Genomic DNA, 17,122 nt, shown 5'->3' with positions numbered 1-17,122 from the left:
TGAGCTCCGCAGGTTTTTTACCCCTTTTGGATGGCTGACAAGGATACTCGGATTTTTGAATAATTACACCCATATTTTATAGGTGGACATTCTTACTCAGTCCCCTTTTATGGTAAAGTTGCCACAAAACAAAAGAACACAGGATTTTCTCAATGGGCTGCTGCGACGCACCTGGCTTGATGCCAATTGAAGAAGCGATGGACAAAATGCTATCGCGAATCAAACCTATCCAAACAACGCTTTCTCTTCCACTTGCTGAAGCACTCGGTTTTGTACTGGCAGAAGATATCTTGTCTCCTATCCACGTACCGCCATTCGACAACTCAGCAATGGATGGCTACGCTATTCGCATTCAAGATCTTGAGTCATCTTCTGTATTGCCTCTGGCAGGTAAATCATTTGCAGGACAACCTTTTGAAGGTGAATGGCCTCAAGGTACCTGTGTTCGCATCATGACTGGCGCAAAAATCCCACAGGGTTGTGATGCCGTTATCATGCAAGAAAACACTGAAGTAACAGATGCTGGCATTCAGTTCAACCGAACCGACGTGAAGCCACAAAACAACATCCGCCCAACAGGTGACGACATCAAGCAAGGCGACATCGTGCTGGCAAAAGGTGCACGTTTAACACCTCGCGATATTCCGATGATTGCGTCGCTTGGTGTTAGCCATGTGACAGTAGTACGTAAGCCAAAAGTTGCGTTCTTCTCTACTGGTGATGAACTTAAACCACTGGGCGAGCCGCTAGACGAAGGTCAGATCTACGACAGCAACCGTTACGGTATTAAACCACTTATCGAGAACTTCGGTTGTGAAGCCGTTGATCTTGGCATCATTCCAGATTGCCCAGAGACTCTAAAAGCAACCTTTGAACAAGCGCAAACATTGGCAGATGTGGTTGTGACCTCCGGCGGTGTCAGTGTAGGCGAAGCGGATTACACCAAAGACATTCTTGAAGAGCTTGGTGAAATCGGTTTCTGGAAGCTAGCAATCAAGCCGGGTAAACCTTTCGCGTTTGGTAAGCTAAGCACTGCTTGGTTCTGTGGTCTGCCGGGGAACCCGGTTTCTGCCGTGCTCACTATGTACGTGCTTGTTCAACCAATGCTGGCAAAACTTGCAGGCCATACCGAATGGAAAGCACCCGAGTCTATTCCAGCAACAACCAAAACCGCCTTTAAGAAAGCACCAGGTCGTACCGATTACCAACGTGGTATCTACACATTGGAAGATGGCAAGTTTGTGGTTGAAACAACCGGTAACCAAAGCTCTGGTGCATTCCGCTCAATGAGCCTAGCGAACTGTTTTGTTGTCTTGGAACGTGAGCGCGGCCGAGTTGAAGTGGGCGAAACGGTTCAGGTTCAACTATTCAACTCAACCCTTTACTAGGAAGACGTTGTGGATATTCTTTCCGATCAGGAAATGCTGCGTTACAACCGCCAAATCATTCTTCGTCAGTTTGACTTTGAAGGACAAGAAGCACTCAAACAAGCATCGGTATTGATGCTTGGTGCTGGCGGTTTAGGCTGCGCATCAAGCCAATATTTGGCGACGGCTGGTGTCGGTAAAATCACGCTGATTGATGATGATATCGTCGAGTTGTCTAACCTTCAGCGCCAAGTACTGCATCACGATGCGGATATTGGTCGTAAGAAGGTAGAATCAGCGGCCGATGCACTACGCGAGCTTAACCCGCACATCATTGTAGATACCATCGCAAAGCGTCTTGATGATACAGAGCTAAAAAGCTTGATCGAACAGCACACTATTGTTGTCGATGCATCAGATAACGTCGATACGCGCAATCAACTTAACCGCCTATGTTTTGCGACCAAAACACCGCTGATTTCAGGCGCGGCCATTCGTATGGAAGGCCAAGTGAGTGTGTTTACTTACGATGATCCAGCGCAACCATGTTACCAGTGCTTAAGTGCCCTCTTCGGCAGCGATGCGCTAAGTTGTGTCGAAGCCGGAGTCATGGCGCCTGTTGTGGGTATTGTTGGCGCAGTACAAGCGATGGAAGCGATTAAAGTGATTGCTGATTACGGCCAACCAAAGAAAGGCAAAATTCTGATTTTGGACGCGCTCAGCATGTCTTGGCGAGAAATGAATCTGATGAAAATGCCCACCTGTCCGGTTTGTAGCTAGTTCTAAACCTCTAATCATTCCCAAAAAGCCCAACTCGATGCTGGGCTTTTTTCTCATTTTGACAATCAGATTTAAAACCCTTCTTCTTACAAATATTAACCCAATAAAATTCAACAACTTAAAAGTTGGCACATTCCTTTCATTGCATATATCACGAACCAATGAGAGGGCGAATTATGAAAAGGACATCACTACTACTTGGGTCTCTAATAGCGAGCGCTTATGCACAAGCGGCGCCATTTGACACATGCCCAAGCAAAGCATACCTGTTCCAATCAACCCCGGTTCAAATCTATGGCGTCAATTTGGTTACAGGTTCTACGACTCTTTTAGAGGACGACACAGGTTTGGCTTCGGGCATCAACGGTGTAGGCTTTAACTTCACTGACCGTTATATCTACGGCTACGACACCACAAACAAAAAGATTGTTCGTCTTGGTCAAGACTTCCAAGCAGAGACACTTGATGTTTCGGGTCTTCCTACCGACCACACGTTTTACGTAGGTGACGTTTACAACCACGTCTACTACTTGTACCGCAAAGGCAAAGGACTTTTCTCCATTGACCTTTCTCCGCTCGATTCTGATCCAAATGCGACATTGAGCATCGTGAAAATCAGCTCAACAGCGACTGTGAACCTAACCGACTTTGCATTCCATCCAGGTGATGGCTCCCTTTACGGCATCGACAACAACTCTGGTGTGCTATATCAGTTCAACCCATCAAATGGTAGCGCAACTGCGATAGGTGACACAGGTGAGAAAGGCACATTTGGTGCTGGCTACTTCGATGTAAACGGCAACTACTACGTGTCACGTAACCAAGATGGCAAAATCTATCGCGTTGACCTTTCGGAAGGTAACGCAGCCAATATCGCAGCAGGTATCGTTCCTGCGGTTGAGTTTGTATCCAACGGTCCAAGCTCAAGCCAAAATGATGGCGCACGTTGTGCAAACGCTCCAGTGATTAACGAAGACGAGCCAATTGATTTCGGTGATGCTCCAGACAGCTACCACACAACACTTGCGTCAAACGGTCCTCGCCACGAAGTCGACGGTGTAACTTGGCTTGGTTCAGTCGCTCCTGATGGTGATGCCGACGGTCAAGCAAACGACAACTCTGTGGGCACAGCCGATGAAGATGGTGTTGGTTTTGTATCCGCACTTGATCCAGGCTTAAGCTCAATTGTGAATGTGACAGCTTCTACTTCCGGCTACCTATCAGCATGGTTTGACTGGAACCGCGATGGTGACTTTGATGATGAAGGCGAACAAGTCTTTACCGACCAATTACTGTCTGCGGGTAATAACCCTCTACCGTTTGTAGTCTCAACAGCCGCAACAGAGGGTTCTAGCTGGAGTCGATTCCGCTTTAGCCAACAAACCGGATTAAACTACGATGGTGGCTCAACGTCTGGTGAGGTGGAAGATTACCCAATTACCATCACCGGTAATGGCTACTCAGTGGAATATTTCCCGAGTGCAGAAGATTACGCCACCGTCGCTTACGAAGATAACTGGCCATACACCGCAGACTACGACATGAACGATGTGGTCGTGAAATTCCGCATCACAGAAACCAGTCTTGCGGGGCATGTTGAGAATATTCAAATTACTGGTGACCTAGCGGCTTACGGCGCAAGTTACAAAAATGGCTTCGCAATCCGATTACCGGGTGTATTGAGAAGCTCGATTGAAAACGGATTAACAACGCTATCCTTCAATGGTGTAGAGCAAGCATCTAATGGCTTGGAAAGTATTTCTGATGAAGCCATTTTCATCATCAGTGAAGACTTAAGCACACACGCGGCGAGCAGCTGTAGCTACTTCCGCACAGAGTCTGGCTGTGATGATAACGTCTCACTCACCTTTACCTTGAATGTGTACTTCACTGAAGGCTCTGACCGTTCTGCGATTCAAGCCATGCCATACGACCCGTTCATCTTCGCAACGCCGGGGACTTACCATGGCGACGGGATTACCTTCCAACCAGGTCGTAAATGGGAAGTTCACTTAGCAGACCAAGCACCAACAGAACAGTTTGATGACCAAAACCTCTTCGGTGTCGGCGTCGATGCAAGTGACCCTGCGCAAGGTGTGTACTTCAAAACAGCAAACAACTTACCTTGGGCACTGTTGATAGTAGAAGATTGGGATTGGCCGCTAGAGCGAGTAGACATGGTCGATGCATACCCTCAATTCCAAACTTGGGCTGAGTCTGGTGGCGAACTAAGCACAGATTGGCACACCGCTCCAACACCTAACAAATGCTACATTCCATAGGGAGATAACATTATGAAAGCACTTATCACAATCATCATGGGATTAGCACTAACAGCTTGTGGCGGTGGCGGCGGAGGTGGTAACAGTACACCACCTTCACCAACCCAAACCACCGTTGCAGAGGAAGACACAACCCAGCAGGAAGAAATAACCGTAGAAGAGACTACCGTAACTGTAGAAAATGCAACCATGCAGGACCTAGTAGTACCGGATGGCTTTAGCTACAACCCAGTGACGGAGGGTACGCTCAATGTAGACATCAGTGGTTTCTCTTCACAACGTGCACACCTAAGCGTGTACAAAGAGTTTGTCGAGAACAGTTCAGGTAACTACGATGCAAAATATCCAAGCAAAGTCGCATCGGTTCCACTCAACAACGGTACAGCAAACGTCGACTTTAATGTTTCTGATAGCCAAGGTAGCCTACTTGTTGAAATTTGGTTCTATGACGGCAGTGACCCAATTCAGAAAGTGATTACTTCTGGAGACAACACTTGGACCATGTAACTAGATAGATTGAAGGCATAGCGAAAGCGACCTTTCATCATAAATCTTCAATCTCAAGCTTAAAAATCGTATCGTTCTTTTGAACATGCGATTTTTTTGTTGTAAAACAGTAAGATTATCCACCTAGCAAACTAAAGACAATGCAAGCACTGATTAGTACTGATGAACTCAATAGCCTTCTCGGCCAACCTAACGTCAAGCTCCTCGACGCTAGTATTGCGTTTCAAATCCCTTCTGAAGGCAAAAAGATTCAAGATAAGTGGATTCCAAATACTTTACGCTTTGATTACGACAATGACTTTTGCTTACCCGGTTCTTCTCTGCCGCATATGATGCCAACAGAAGAAGGCTTCAACCAAAGTGCGCTACAACTCGGTTTGAACAACGAAGATTTGATTGTGGTTTACGACAACTCTGGCACTTTAGCCGCGCCAAGAGCTTGGTGGATGTTCAAAGCTATGGGACATGATAATGTTCGAGTCTTAAACGGCGGCCTTCCCGCTTGGGTTGAAGCCGGACTCCCTGTTGAAAGTACCCTATCGCAACCAAGCGAAGAAGGTAACTTTGCAGGTAAGCTCAACCAAAATGCCTTTTTGAGTGCACAAGATGTTCTTGCTCATTCAACCAATAAAAGTGCCAACATCATCGATGCCAGAGCCAAAGCACGATTCCTTGGTGAAGTGCCTGAGCCACGAGAAGGTCTACGTAGTGGGCACATTCCAAATTCGGTTTGCTTACCGTTTCAAGAACTCTTGACCAACGGTCACATTAAACCAAACTCAGAGTTGCAACAGATATTTAGCGCACTAACGATAGATAGTGACAATTCGATTATTTTTAGTTGCGGTTCCGGTGTAACCGCATGCATTTTATTACTCGCGGCGTATCAAATTGGTCTAGACAATCTGTCGGTGTACGACGGTTCTTGGACCGAATGGGGTGCTGACCACTCTCTACCTATCGAGCGTTAAGACAAGTGTCTGTTTAACAAAGTATCTTACGTTTATCTAAAGATGATGTGTTCCAATAAACTAAACGCAGCTTCTAGACCAAACTTGTCATTTCGAAATAGAAACTGGCTATGAGTGATTTGTCCCTCCTCATAGCCTGACCACATCAAAAGCCGACTGTTTCCGTTAGTGTTCAGATGTCGCGTTACCGTGCATTTGCTCATCTAAGTTGAGCACGGTTAATGCGTTACTAACGCTCGTGGCGATCACGTCTATCGCTCCAGTTCTTAATGCTCCGAGTAGAGCGAGTGGCTTGCTGTTCTCAGCTGCGATCGCAATGACTTCCGAGATCGGCCGAAACTCTTCAATACCAAGTCCAATTACTCGGTCACTCATTACCGTGTTCGCTACATTACCGTGAATATCAAAGAAGTCATAACCTGCAAAATCCCCTACCACACCTTGTTGAAGTCTCGACTGAACCACTTCATCAGGCGTAAACCAACCTAAGTCGACCATGTAACTGTTTTCGCTCATGTCACCAATACCAACCAAAGCAACATCGGCTTTACGTGCTAGGTCGAGCGTTTGTTTCACGGTTGCATTTTGCATGAAGGCCAACTTCTGTTCTCTATTTTCTGCGTATGCCGGCGCATAAAGGGTTTCAGAGGTTCCCCCATATTTCTTCGCCAACTGACGACAAATATGGTCGGCGTTATACATACCGCCACGCGGGTGAATACCACCAATGCCACACACAAATTTACAGTCACGCGGCGTAATAACACCAATATGGTGAGCGACAGACGACACGTTGCGCCCTTGTCCGACCGTCACCACCATGCCGTTTTTGAGCGTGCTAGTGAGATAATTGGACACCAATCCCGATACCTGTAGTCGTTGCGCTTCTTCATTCGGTTGATCAAGAGCAACCAGCGCGCGCTTAACGCCGAATCGCTCGATCAAACGTTGTTCAATCTTGGCGCTGAACACCGGATGGTATTTAACGGTAATTTCAACAATGCCTTCATCACGCGCCTGCTTGAGCATTCGCCCGACCTTTGCGCGTGATATGGCAAATTTTCTCGATATCTCTTCCTGAGTCGCACCGTCTTGATAATACGCGACGGAAATCTCCGTTAGTAAGTCTGTGCTTTCAATAGAAATATCTTGGTTAGAACTGCTCATGGTTTTTCTCGCCCTTTTAGAGGATCGACATTGTATGCATTAGTGAGCATCCGCTCATTGACTTAGCATATGTTACCCTCCAATTTTACTGCGACATTTGCTCATCGCAATAACATTTTCTCACTACAATTTTTTACCCTATTGAACAACGCTCAAGCTTTGAACAATAAGGGCAAACGTTTATTTGGGTTAACCACTAAACACACAGTAAAAAAACGTTGATGAAGTTCACTATAAGTCCATTTCAGCGATTGACTTTCAGCATAGATAGGATAAATATGGACACATCATTTACTCAGCTATCGATCAAATGTTCATAGCATTTGTTCGGTAACGAAATTTTCCGTAGTTGGCTGAGCAGATGTCTCATTAAATGCGATGAGACGGTTAGCTAACTCGCTTGCAAATGCACAAGCTGTGATAACAAAAATCACGCTTAAGCCCATTTAAATAGGATGATCGATTATGAGCAACAAGTTAGAGCAACTTCGTAAACTAACGACTGTAGTAGCAGACACTGGCGAAATTGATGCAATTAAAAAGTATCAGCCAGAAGACGCAACAACTAACCCTTCTCTTATCCTTAAAGCCGCTCAAATCGCAGAGTACGCACCTCTAATCGATGCTTCAATCGAATACGCTAAAGCACAGAGCAACGACAAAGCTCAACAAGTTCAAGATACTTGTGACATGCTTGCAGTAAACATCGGTAAAGAAATCCTAAAAACTATCCCAGGTCGTATCTCTACAGAAGTAGACGCTCGTCTATCTTACGATATGGAAGGCAGCGTAGCGAAAGCTCGTCAACTAGTGAAAATGTACAACGATGCTGGCATCACTAACGACCGTATCCTTATCAAACTGGCTTCAACTTGGGAAGGCATTCGCGCAGCTGAGATCCTAGAAAAAGAAGGCATCAACTGTAACCTAACGCTTCTATTCTCGTTCGCTCAAGCACGTGCTTGTGCAGAAGCGGGTGTATTCCTAATCTCGCCATTCGTTGGTCGTATCATGGACTGGTACAAAGCGAAAGAAGGCCGTGACTTCGAAGCTCAAGAAGATCCAGGCGTACTATCTGTAACTAAGATCTACAACTACTACAAAGAATACGGCTACAAAACTGTAGTTATGGGCGCAAGCTTCCGTAACATCGGTGAGATCTTAGAACTAGCTGGTTGTGACCGTCTAACTATCGCTCCTGCTCTACTTGCAGAACTAGAAGCAGCTGAGGGTGAAGTAGTTGAGAAACTAGTTGATTCTAAAGGCGCAGCTGAGCGTCCAGCACCAATGACTCACGCTGAATTCCTATGGGAACATAACCAAGACCCAATGGCTGTTGAGAAGCTGGCTGAAGGTATCCGCAACTTCGCCGTTGACCAAGGCAAACTAGAAGCGATGATCGAAGCTAAGCTTTAATTGCTTACCAAAAGCGAGTAGCCCGTCTACTCGCTTTTACCATCAGCACTATTTTCAAAAAATTCTATTTGAACTTGTTTCGTCGAGTTCCCTCTATTTAAATCAAATATCGAGAAGTAATCACTATGGATCGTAAACATCTAGCAAATGCAATCCGTGCGCTAAGCATGGATGGTGTTCAACAAGCTAACTCTGGTCACCCAGGTGCACCTATGGGTATGGCTGACATCGCTGAAGTTCTTTGGCGCTCTCATCTAAACCACAACCCATCAAACCCTGAGTGGGCAGACCGCGACCGTTTCGTACTGTCTAACGGCCACGGCTCAATGCTGATTTACTCTCTACTGCACCTTGCAGGTTACGAGTTGTCTATCGACGATCTGAAAAACTTCCGTCAGCTTCACTCTAAAACTCCTGGTCACCCAGAGTATGGTTACGCGCCAGGTATCGAGACCACAACGGGTCCGCTAGGTCAAGGCATCACTAACGCGGTTGGTATGGCTCTAGCTGAAAAAGCGCTAGCAGCGCAATTCAACAAAGAAGGCCACGACATCGTTGACCACTTCACTTACGTGTTCATGGGCGACGGCTGTCTGATGGAAGGTATTTCGCACGAGGCATGCTCTCTTGCAGGTACTCTTGGTCTAGGCAAGCTGATCGCATTCTGGGATGACAACGGCATCTCTATCGACGGTCACGTTGAAGGTTGGTTCTCTGACGACACACCTAAGCGTTTCGAAGCTTACGGTTGGCACGTAATCCCTGCAGTAGATGGCCATGATTCTGAAGCAATCAACGCAGCGATTGAAGCTGCAAAAGCGGATCCTCGCCCTACTCTAATCTGTACTAAGACTATCATCGGTTTTGGTTCACCAAACAAATCTGGTTCACACGACTGTCACGGTGCACCACTAGGCGCTGAAGAAATTGCAGCAACACGCAAAGAACTAGGTTGGGAGCACGGTCCTTTTGAAATTCCGCAAGAAGTCTACGCAGAATGGTCAGCGAAAGAAACAGGCGCAGCTAAGGAAGCAGCGTGGAACGAGAAATTTGCAGCTTATGAAGCAGCGTACCCTGAGCTGGCAGCTGAATTTAAACGCCGCGTAAACGGTGAGCTTCCTGCACAGTGGGAAGAAAAAGCAAGCCAAATCATTGCAGATCTTCAAGCTAACCCAGCAAACATCGCATCACGTAAAGCGTCTCAAAATGCTCTAGAAGCATTTGGCGCTCTACTACCAGAGTTCATGGGTGGCTCTGCTGACCTAGCACCTTCTAACCTAACCATGTGGTCTGGTTCTAAGTCTCTAGAAGCAAGCGACTTCTCTGGTAACTACATCCACTACGGCGTACGTGAATTCGGTATGACAGCGATCATGAACGGTATCGCGCTACACGGTGGTTTCGTTCCTTACGGCGCAACATTCCTAATGTTCATGGAGTACGCACGTAACGCAATGCGTATGGCTGCGCTGATGAAAATTCAGAACATCCAAGTGTACACGCATGACTCTATCGGTCTTGGCGAAGATGGTCCAACTCACCAACCAGTTGAGCAAATGGCATCGCTACGCCTAACACCAAACATGAGCACATGGCGTCCATGTGACCAAGTTGAGTCCGCTGTAGCTTGGAAGTTGGCGATTGAACGTAAAGATGCACCAACTGCACTTATCTTCTCTCGTCAAAACCTTGCGCAACAAGAGCGCACAGCAGAACAAGTAGCAGACATCGCGAAAGGTGCTTACATTCTGAAAGATTGCGAAGGCAAGCCTGAGCTAATCCTTATCGCAACAGGTTCTGAAGTTGAACTAGCAGTAGAAGCAGCAGCACAGCTAACTGCTGAAGGTAAGAAAGTACGCGTTGTTTCAATGCCATCAACAGACGCATTCGACAAACAAGACGCCGCTTACCGTGAAGCTGTACTGCCATCAGACGTAACAGCACGTATCGCAATTGAAGCAGGTATTGCTGACTTCTGGTACAAGTACGTAGGCTTCGACGGTCGCATCATCGGTATGACTTCATTCGGTGAATCTGCACCAGCTGGCGAACTATTCAAAATGTTTGGTTTCACGACTGAAAACGTAGTGAACACAGCAAAAGAGCTACTCGCGTAATTGCAGTAAAAAGATAGTCAGTTTTCTCTATTGCGAATGTGAAAACTGAAAAGCCCCACCAGCAATGGCGGGGCTTTCTTTTATCTGGCTCCTATTCGCATAAACGCAGCCAGGACATAAACATCACAACTTTCGTCACGACTATTTGTCTTCAAATCGAAGTGCGAGCTGATAGAAATCTTGTACTTGGTCTTTCAACTGTCGGCTATTTTGCTCAACTGAATGTGTTGCTGCCAAGTTTTGTTCTGCGGTCGAAGCAATAGAATGAATGTGCTGGTTTACATCACTAGATAGCTTTAACTGGTTATTCGCCGCTTCTGCTACATCAACCATCAGCCCACTCATGGTTTGCATCATCTGTTCAACTTCAGACAAACGCAACGCGCTTTGTTCTGCTACTTGAGAACAGGCATCGGTTTGCTCTTTGTTTGCCAGAATATCTTTCTGCCAACTTTGAATCGTTGCCAACATAGTGGAGATAGAGGCTTGGATTTGTTCAGTTGCATTGGATGTTCGCCCAGAAAGCGCGCGGACCTCATCAGCTACAACAGCAAAACCACGACCTTGCTCCCCTGCTCTTGCCGCTTCAATCGCCGCGTTGAGTGCCAGTAAATTGGTTTGCTCTGCGATCCCACCAATCTCTTCCATCAAATGGTTCACCTTCTGCGCCTGATCACTCAGTTGATACGTCGTTTCCGTCGCTTTTTCAGCTTGAAGGCTTAACTTCGCTAGATTGGTGTGCGTTTGATCAATGGTCTCCTTCGCCATCAAGCATGACTTCAATGTATCATCAATCAACATATGGGCATCATTGGTACTCGAAGAAACCGAATTTGCCGACGACTCCACCTCTTGGGTAGCATCTCGCACACGATGAATATCGGTATTTTGCTGATTTAATGCAGCCGAGACTTCTGCCGTTGTTTGACTAAGCTCTTCGGCGCAATGCTGCAAAGGCAATGCGGAGTCAGTCATTCTTCCTAACACGGTTCGAATTCTTGCGGATAGCATTTTGATATGGAAATCGGCAATCGAAAATGCCGTGTTACCGGAATAGATCAAGCGACTTACGCTGTCATATTGCTTTTGTAACTTTTTAAGTTGCTGAGGTGTATCAATTAACTCTTGGCGGAATAACAGAGCCAGAACACTTGCAGGTAACGCACTTGCAAGCCAAGCCAACGGCCCTTCAACAGACAACGCATATGCGGTTGCAGGTGCGGTTAGTGCACCAAGTAGAATCGCATAGCGAATGGTTTCATTGATTTTCAACGACCAAGTTCGGCCAGACTTCTCTGCAGCACGCATGCTTTTGTAGGCTTTTGTCGCAATATCAACCCACTCTCGCTTTGGCTTCACGCGCACTGATTGATACCCAACAACATGGTTGTCTTCGTAGATAGGGGTGACATAAGCATCAACCCAATAGTAACCGCCAGACTTAGTGGAATTCTTAACCATTCCACGCCAGGCTTTACCTTGTTTAAGGCGTGCCCACATATCACCGAAAGCGGCTTTAGGCATATCATTATGACGAACTATATTGTGGTTCTGACCGACAAGTTCTTCGTGAGTGTATTCAGCAACGCGGCAAAAGGCTTCATTACAATATGTAATAACACCTTGTAAGTTCGTTGTTGAGACGAGTTCCTCAGACTCCCTCACGAGAGTTTCTTGAGCTTTATGAGAAATATTGGCTGACATAGACGAAACTTCTTTAGTTTTTATTGATTTTCGGCAAGATATATACAGGATTTTTATTTTTATTACAAAAAGTTAGATAAAAAGTCTTATCAAACCGACATTTTTATTGTGGGAATTCACATTATCGATAAAAACATAAAGAAGAGATTGTTGATTTGAGCTAATAAACAAACCCGACACGATCGGCCGGGTTATATATTAAGACTTAATTAAGCGGTTTGTGATTCTGGCTTTTTATTCGTTTTTAACGCAAACATCGCGATAACGAGTAACACAAATGGAAGAACATACAAATTAAGATTCTGCCAACCTACGGTAGACTCAAGCCAACCAGATAGTAATGCGGTAATGGTGACACAACTGAACACGAAGAATTCATTAAACGCTTGAGCCTTACTTCTGTTTTTCGCTTCATAACTTTGACTAAACAGCCCGGTGGCTGCGATAAACATAAAGTTCCACCCTATTCCTAACAAGATTAAAGCAAGGCTAAAATGCCAGATAGACACTCCATGTATGTTAATTCCAATACAAGCAACAAATAGCAATCCACCCCCTAAAATCATATTCTTAGCGCCAAACCGCTCTATCAGACGGCCCGTGACAAACGCAGGTGCAAACATACCCAACACGTGCCATTCGATCACTCCCGCCGCTTTATCAAAATCAAAGCCACAACCAATCATCGCTAAAGGAGTTGCTGTCATTAAAATGTTCATCACCGCGTACGCAACCATTGCCGCGATAACTGCCAGCATGAAATTAGGTCGACGAATAATCAGTCTCAGCTTATCCGCCTTAGCGTGTAGCGCCTGCGTGTGTGCAGGTGGAAAACGAATGGTTTGTAGCACAACCAAAGCGGTTATATAAAGCACGACAAGCACAGCAAATGCACTAATGTATAAGCCATCACCTGACCACTGCTGTGAGTACACCGCCAAATTAGGTCCAAGGATCGCCGCTAACACCCCACCCGCCATAGATATCGAAATCGCCCTATGCCTTGCCGACTCTTCACACACTTCAATGGCAGCAAACCTGTATAGAGTACCGAAACCTATACCAACACCAAGCAAAAACGTAGACATGCAGAACAGATAGAAGTTTTGTTGACTTAATGCATACGTCGCTAGACTAGCACCCAAAATGCCAATGACATTACCAAGGCTAAAACCAAGGCGACGCCCTAACTTGCCCATAATTAGCGACGCGGGAATTGTCGCGGCCATCAGTCCCAAAAACTGCAGTGCAACTGGTAATGTGATAAAACTTGATGACGGCGCAAGTGTTTTGCCAATAAGGGCAATAACAGATATGAGTAAAATATTCCCTGTCATTAATAAGGCTTGGCAGAGAGATAGAAGCCATACATTACGATTCAATTCCAAATTCCTTTTGGTTACAACGTATACAGATAACATATAGGAAAGCAGAAACAATAGAAAGATATGAGAGTAATTCTCAACAAAAAGAGCCAGAGGCATAGTACCTCTGGCTCTTCACTATTCACTTTTCGCTTTTAAAAAGTTTTTCTGTTGAGCTTACTTGTTGCGGCGCGCTTTTACTGCATCAGAAAGCTGACGAAGTACCGTTTCCGTATCTTCCCAACCAATACATGCATCAGTAATCGACTGACCATAAGTGGCTGCTTTGCCATCCACTAAGTCTTGGCGACCTTCAACTAAATGAGACTCGATCATCACACCAAAAATGGCTTCTTCGCCAGCAGAGATTTGCTCGGATACATCATCAGACACCAGCATTTGACGCTTGAACTGCTTCGAGCTGTTAGCATGGCTAAAATCAATCATCACTTTTTTCGGCAGACCTGCAGTGTCCAGCTCATCTTTAATTTGAGCTACATGTGCTGCACTGTAGTTTGGTTCTTTACCGCCACGTAGAATAATATGGCAGTCTGGATTACCAGCGGTTTCTACGATCGCGGAATGACCGTATTTTGTTACTGAAAGGAAGTGATGGGAAGCGCTTGCAGAACGAATCGCGTCGCTCGCTATTTTAATATTCCCGTCTGTACCGTTTTTGAAACCTACAGGACAAGAAAGACCAGAAGCTAGCTCGCGGTGAACCTGAGATTCTGTCGTACGAGCACCGATAGCGCCCCAACTGATCAAATCCGCCACGTACTGAGGTGTGATCATATCTAAGAATTCACTTGCCGTTGGCAAGCCCATATCGGTTAGATCAAGAAGAAGTTTACGTCCGATACGTAGACCATCATTTAGCTTATAGGTGTCATTTAAGTAAGGGTCATTGATAAGGCCTTTCCAACCAACGGTTGTACGCGGCTTTTCAAAATAAACTCGCATAACAACCTCAAGCTGCTCGCCCAGTTCATCACGTAGTACTTTTAGCTTTTTACCGTACTCAACCGCGGCAGCCGGATCGTGAATAGAACACGGGCCAACGATCACGAGTAATCGATCGTCTTTTCCTTCAAGAATATTGTGAATGGCGTTACGGCAATCAAAAGTGGTCGAAGAAGCGGTTTCAGTCGCTGGGAACTTCTCTAATACTGCAACAGGTGGCAATAACTCTTTTACTCTATTTATTCTTACATCATCAGTTTGAAACATTACTTCTACTTCCTGGTTTTATTTCCGACCCCATTTTTACCAACTGAACTCATTGCAACATTGTTCACAAAGCGAGCAGCATCAAGGGCTGTGGTCATTTTCTGTCTAGCGTTTAAGTAACTTATCGGCTTAGGCGTAGACTTGCAATCAGTTTTTGCAAATAAATGCAAATAAAAACCACCTGTTAACCACCACGCACAATGTAAAGTAAAGTTTACGAAAAAAAGTTCAAAATAATCATCAATTTTCTTATGCACCAAAAAATCTTTACTACAATGTAAGAAATATCAGAAGTTTGTGAGGTATTTTTGGGTAGTAAATGTTGATCAAGTTCAAATATATTGTTGCTTGATATGAAATGATTAGAATATTAAACTAATTTCTTATAAACGCTGGTTTTTTCTAATTTTTTGATAAAACGAAGTAGAAGTTAATATGCAATCAATACAAGGAAACATTATGAACAAAGTAGCAATTGCAGTAGCAGCAGTGGTAGCTGGTAGTAGCGCGCTTTTAAACTCTGCTCAAGCTGAAATGTACATCGGGGGCAAAGTGGGCATGACTACACTTGACGACGCTTGCTATCTAAATAGCCCTTGTGATGATGAAGCGTTCGGTGCAGGACTACATATCGGTTATGACTTTACCGATATCATTGGGCTAGAGTACGGCGTAGACTTCTTAGGCGACTACAAAGCTAACTCGATGTCAGGGGCTAACACGGTTAATACGATTGACGGCAATCTAACGGCTTTAACACTTGCACCTAAATTCAACTGGCACTTAAACGACTCTTGGAATCTGTTTGCTAAGATCGGTGGTGCTTACATGATGTCTGATGACGAAACAGACTTTGTCCCAACAGGTTCTTTGGGGGCTGAATACTCGATCGATAGAAACTGGAGTGTTCGCGCTGAATACCAACGCTACCAAGACATGTCTGACGACGTGTGGGACGACATGGATGCTAACTTCTTTGGTATCGGTGTTAACTACAAATTTGCAGCAGCTCCAGTTGTTGCAGCAGTTGTAACGGAAGAAGTGATCGAGCCAGATCCAGAACCAGTGATGATGAGCAAGGTGCACAAAGAAGAGTACGGTACAGGTACGTTTGAATTCGATAGTGCTAAGTTAACAGATTCCGTTTCTGAACGTCTGGACAACTTTGTTTCATTCTTGAACGAATATCCTCAAGCTCAAGTAGAGATTACTGGTTACACGGATAGCTCAGGCCCTGCGGCATACAACCAAAAACTGTCTGAGCGTCGTGCTCAATCTGTTGCTGATTACCTAACCGCAGCTGGCATTGGTTCAGATCGTTTGACAGTTAAAGGTATGGGTGAAGAAAACCCAGTTGCTGACAACAGCACTCGCGAAGGTCGTGAGAAAAACCGTCGCGTAGAAGTTGTGGTACCTTCATTTGAATACCAAGAGCTAGTTCAACCAGAATAAGCATCTATGATTCATGATCGATGATGTGGTAAAAATTAATGGGGTGCATTTGCACCCCATTTTGATCTCATATTAAGGGATATTGCCACTATGGTTTTGGGAAAAAGATCAACTCATTATCTTGCACCATAACGCAATCCATACCAGCTGCATGCGCCGCTCGCTTCCCCAACTCAGTATCCTCGAACACAAGACACTGTGACGCCTCCAAGTCGAGTTGTTCCGCGGCCATCAAAAAGGTATCTGGAAAGGGTTTATGGTTCTCTACATCACTTGCGGTTACTACAACATACAACTTGTCTAATAAACCTGCATGACTTAATAAGCGCATGGCACTTTCTCGTTGGCTGCCAGTACCGACTGCAATTTTCTTATGGCCTAAATATTCCTCTAACACGATGTTCGTGCAAGGAATAACGTCACCATGAAGCTCCATAGCAGCGAATGTTTCCATTTTAAATGTCGCGACAGTTTTAGGATCTAATAAAAGCTCATGCACACGATTTAGTTCCTCAACAATTTTAAAGCTCGGCATCCCTCCCAAACTGTGAAACCATTCCTGGCAAAACAGAAAATCAAAACGCTCAGCAGTTGCTTGCCAAGCTGCCAAGTGGGCTGGCATGGTATCGATTAGAGTACCATCCATATCAAATATGAATCCCTCATAGGGTCTAAAATCAATCGTGCTCATGTCTTTTCTTCTATTTGTGCATCTGTAATGTTAATTTATCAGCTCTTTCAATCGTCCTTACCGGCATTTACTTA

14 protein-coding genes are annotated in these 17,122 nt (G+C 45.3%); 8 read left to right on the top strand and 6 right to left on the bottom strand.

Annotated elements, in window-relative coordinates; all coding sequences use genetic code 11:
* The first annotated feature begins 152 nt into the window (after positions 1-152).
* The 5 genes from moeA (at position 153) to R7F07_RS04415 (ending at position 5,907) form a co-directional block, all read left to right on the top strand.
* A complete protein-coding gene (gene moeA / locus R7F07_RS04435) occupies positions 153-1,388 on the top strand; it encodes a molybdopterin molybdotransferase MoeA (RefSeq protein WP_171342603.1) in 1,236 nt (411 codons plus the stop codon).
* Positions 1,389-1,397: 9 nt separating this feature from the next.
* Complete coding sequence (gene moeB, locus R7F07_RS04430) at positions 1,398-2,147, top strand: molybdopterin-synthase adenylyltransferase MoeB (protein ID WP_171342604.1); 750 nt, start codon at positions 1,398-1,400, stop codon at positions 2,145-2,147.
* Between the two features lie 176 nt (positions 2,148-2,323).
* Positions 2,324-4,429, top strand: coding sequence for an LruC domain-containing protein (locus R7F07_RS04425; RefSeq protein WP_171342605.1), 2,106 nt, complete (start codon positions 2,324-2,326; stop codon positions 4,427-4,429).
* A 12-nt stretch (positions 4,430-4,441) separates the two neighbouring features.
* Positions 4,442-4,936 (top strand): hypothetical protein, encoded by a 495-nt coding sequence (locus R7F07_RS04420; RefSeq protein WP_054701851.1) that lies wholly within the window; start codon positions 4,442-4,444, stop codon positions 4,934-4,936.
* 140 nt (positions 4,937-5,076) lie between these two features.
* Positions 5,077-5,907, top strand: a complete 831-nt coding sequence (locus R7F07_RS04415; protein ID WP_171342606.1) for a sulfurtransferase — start codon at positions 5,077-5,079, stop codon at positions 5,905-5,907.
* 165 nt (positions 5,908-6,072) lie between these two features.
* Here R7F07_RS04415 and R7F07_RS04410 read toward each other — a convergent pair whose 3' ends face one another.
* Positions 6,073-7,074, bottom strand: a complete 1,002-nt coding sequence (locus R7F07_RS04410) for a sugar-binding transcriptional regulator (protein WP_171342607.1) — start codon at positions 7,072-7,074, stop codon at positions 6,073-6,075.
* Positions 7,075-7,539: 465 nt separating this feature from the next.
* On the opposite strand from R7F07_RS04410, the gene tal reads away from it, so the two are divergent.
* Positions 7,540-8,490, top strand: a complete 951-nt coding sequence (gene tal / locus R7F07_RS04405; RefSeq protein ID WP_005373488.1) for a transaldolase — start codon at positions 7,540-7,542, stop codon at positions 8,488-8,490.
* Positions 8,491-8,615: 125 nt separating this feature from the next.
* The gene (gene tkt / locus R7F07_RS04400; protein WP_171342608.1) at positions 8,616-10,607 is read left to right on the top strand and encodes a transketolase; all 1,992 of its coding nucleotides are present in this window, start codon (positions 8,616-8,618) and stop codon (positions 10,605-10,607) included.
* A gap of 141 nt (positions 10,608-10,748) precedes the next feature.
* On the opposite strand, the gene R7F07_RS04395 is transcribed toward tkt, so the two are convergent.
* The 4 genes from R7F07_RS04395 to R7F07_RS04380 form a co-directional block, all read right to left on the bottom strand.
* Positions 10,749-12,311, bottom strand: a complete 1,563-nt coding sequence (locus tag R7F07_RS04395; RefSeq protein WP_171342609.1) for a methyl-accepting chemotaxis protein — start codon at positions 12,309-12,311, stop codon at positions 10,749-10,751.
* 209 nt (positions 12,312-12,520) lie between these two features.
* Entirely contained in the window at positions 12,521-13,693 is a 1,173-nt protein-coding gene (locus R7F07_RS04390; RefSeq protein WP_171342610.1) for an MFS transporter, read from the bottom strand.
* A gap of 159 nt (positions 13,694-13,852) precedes the next feature.
* A complete protein-coding gene (gene aroG, locus R7F07_RS04385; protein WP_017635200.1) occupies positions 13,853-14,905 on the bottom strand; it encodes a 3-deoxy-7-phosphoheptulonate synthase AroG in 1,053 nt (350 codons plus the stop codon).
* A gap of 5 nt (positions 14,906-14,910) precedes the next feature.
* Complete coding sequence (locus R7F07_RS04380; RefSeq protein WP_017819898.1) at positions 14,911-15,162, bottom strand: hypothetical protein; 252 nt, start codon at positions 15,160-15,162, stop codon at positions 14,911-14,913.
* A 202-nt stretch (positions 15,163-15,364) separates the two neighbouring features.
* Here R7F07_RS04380 and R7F07_RS04375 point away from each other — a divergent pair, with 202 nt between their 5' ends.
* A complete protein-coding gene (locus R7F07_RS04375; protein WP_017635198.1) occupies positions 15,365-16,357 on the top strand; it encodes an OmpA family protein in 993 nt (330 codons plus the stop codon).
* 88 nt (positions 16,358-16,445) lie between these two features.
* Here R7F07_RS04375 and R7F07_RS04370 read toward each other — a convergent pair whose 3' ends face one another.
* Positions 16,446-17,048: a beta-phosphoglucomutase family hydrolase gene (locus R7F07_RS04370; RefSeq protein WP_318110447.1), complete on the bottom strand. Its 603-nt coding sequence runs from the start codon at positions 17,046-17,048 to the stop codon at positions 16,446-16,448.
* Between the last annotated feature and the right edge of the window lie 74 nt (positions 17,049-17,122).

This window comes from Vibrio sp. YT-16 (assembly GCF_033337405.1).
Lineage (GTDB): Bacteria > Pseudomonadota > Gammaproteobacteria > Enterobacterales > Vibrionaceae > Vibrio > Vibrio alginolyticus.
This window is presented reverse-complemented; position numbering and strand designations above follow the sequence as displayed.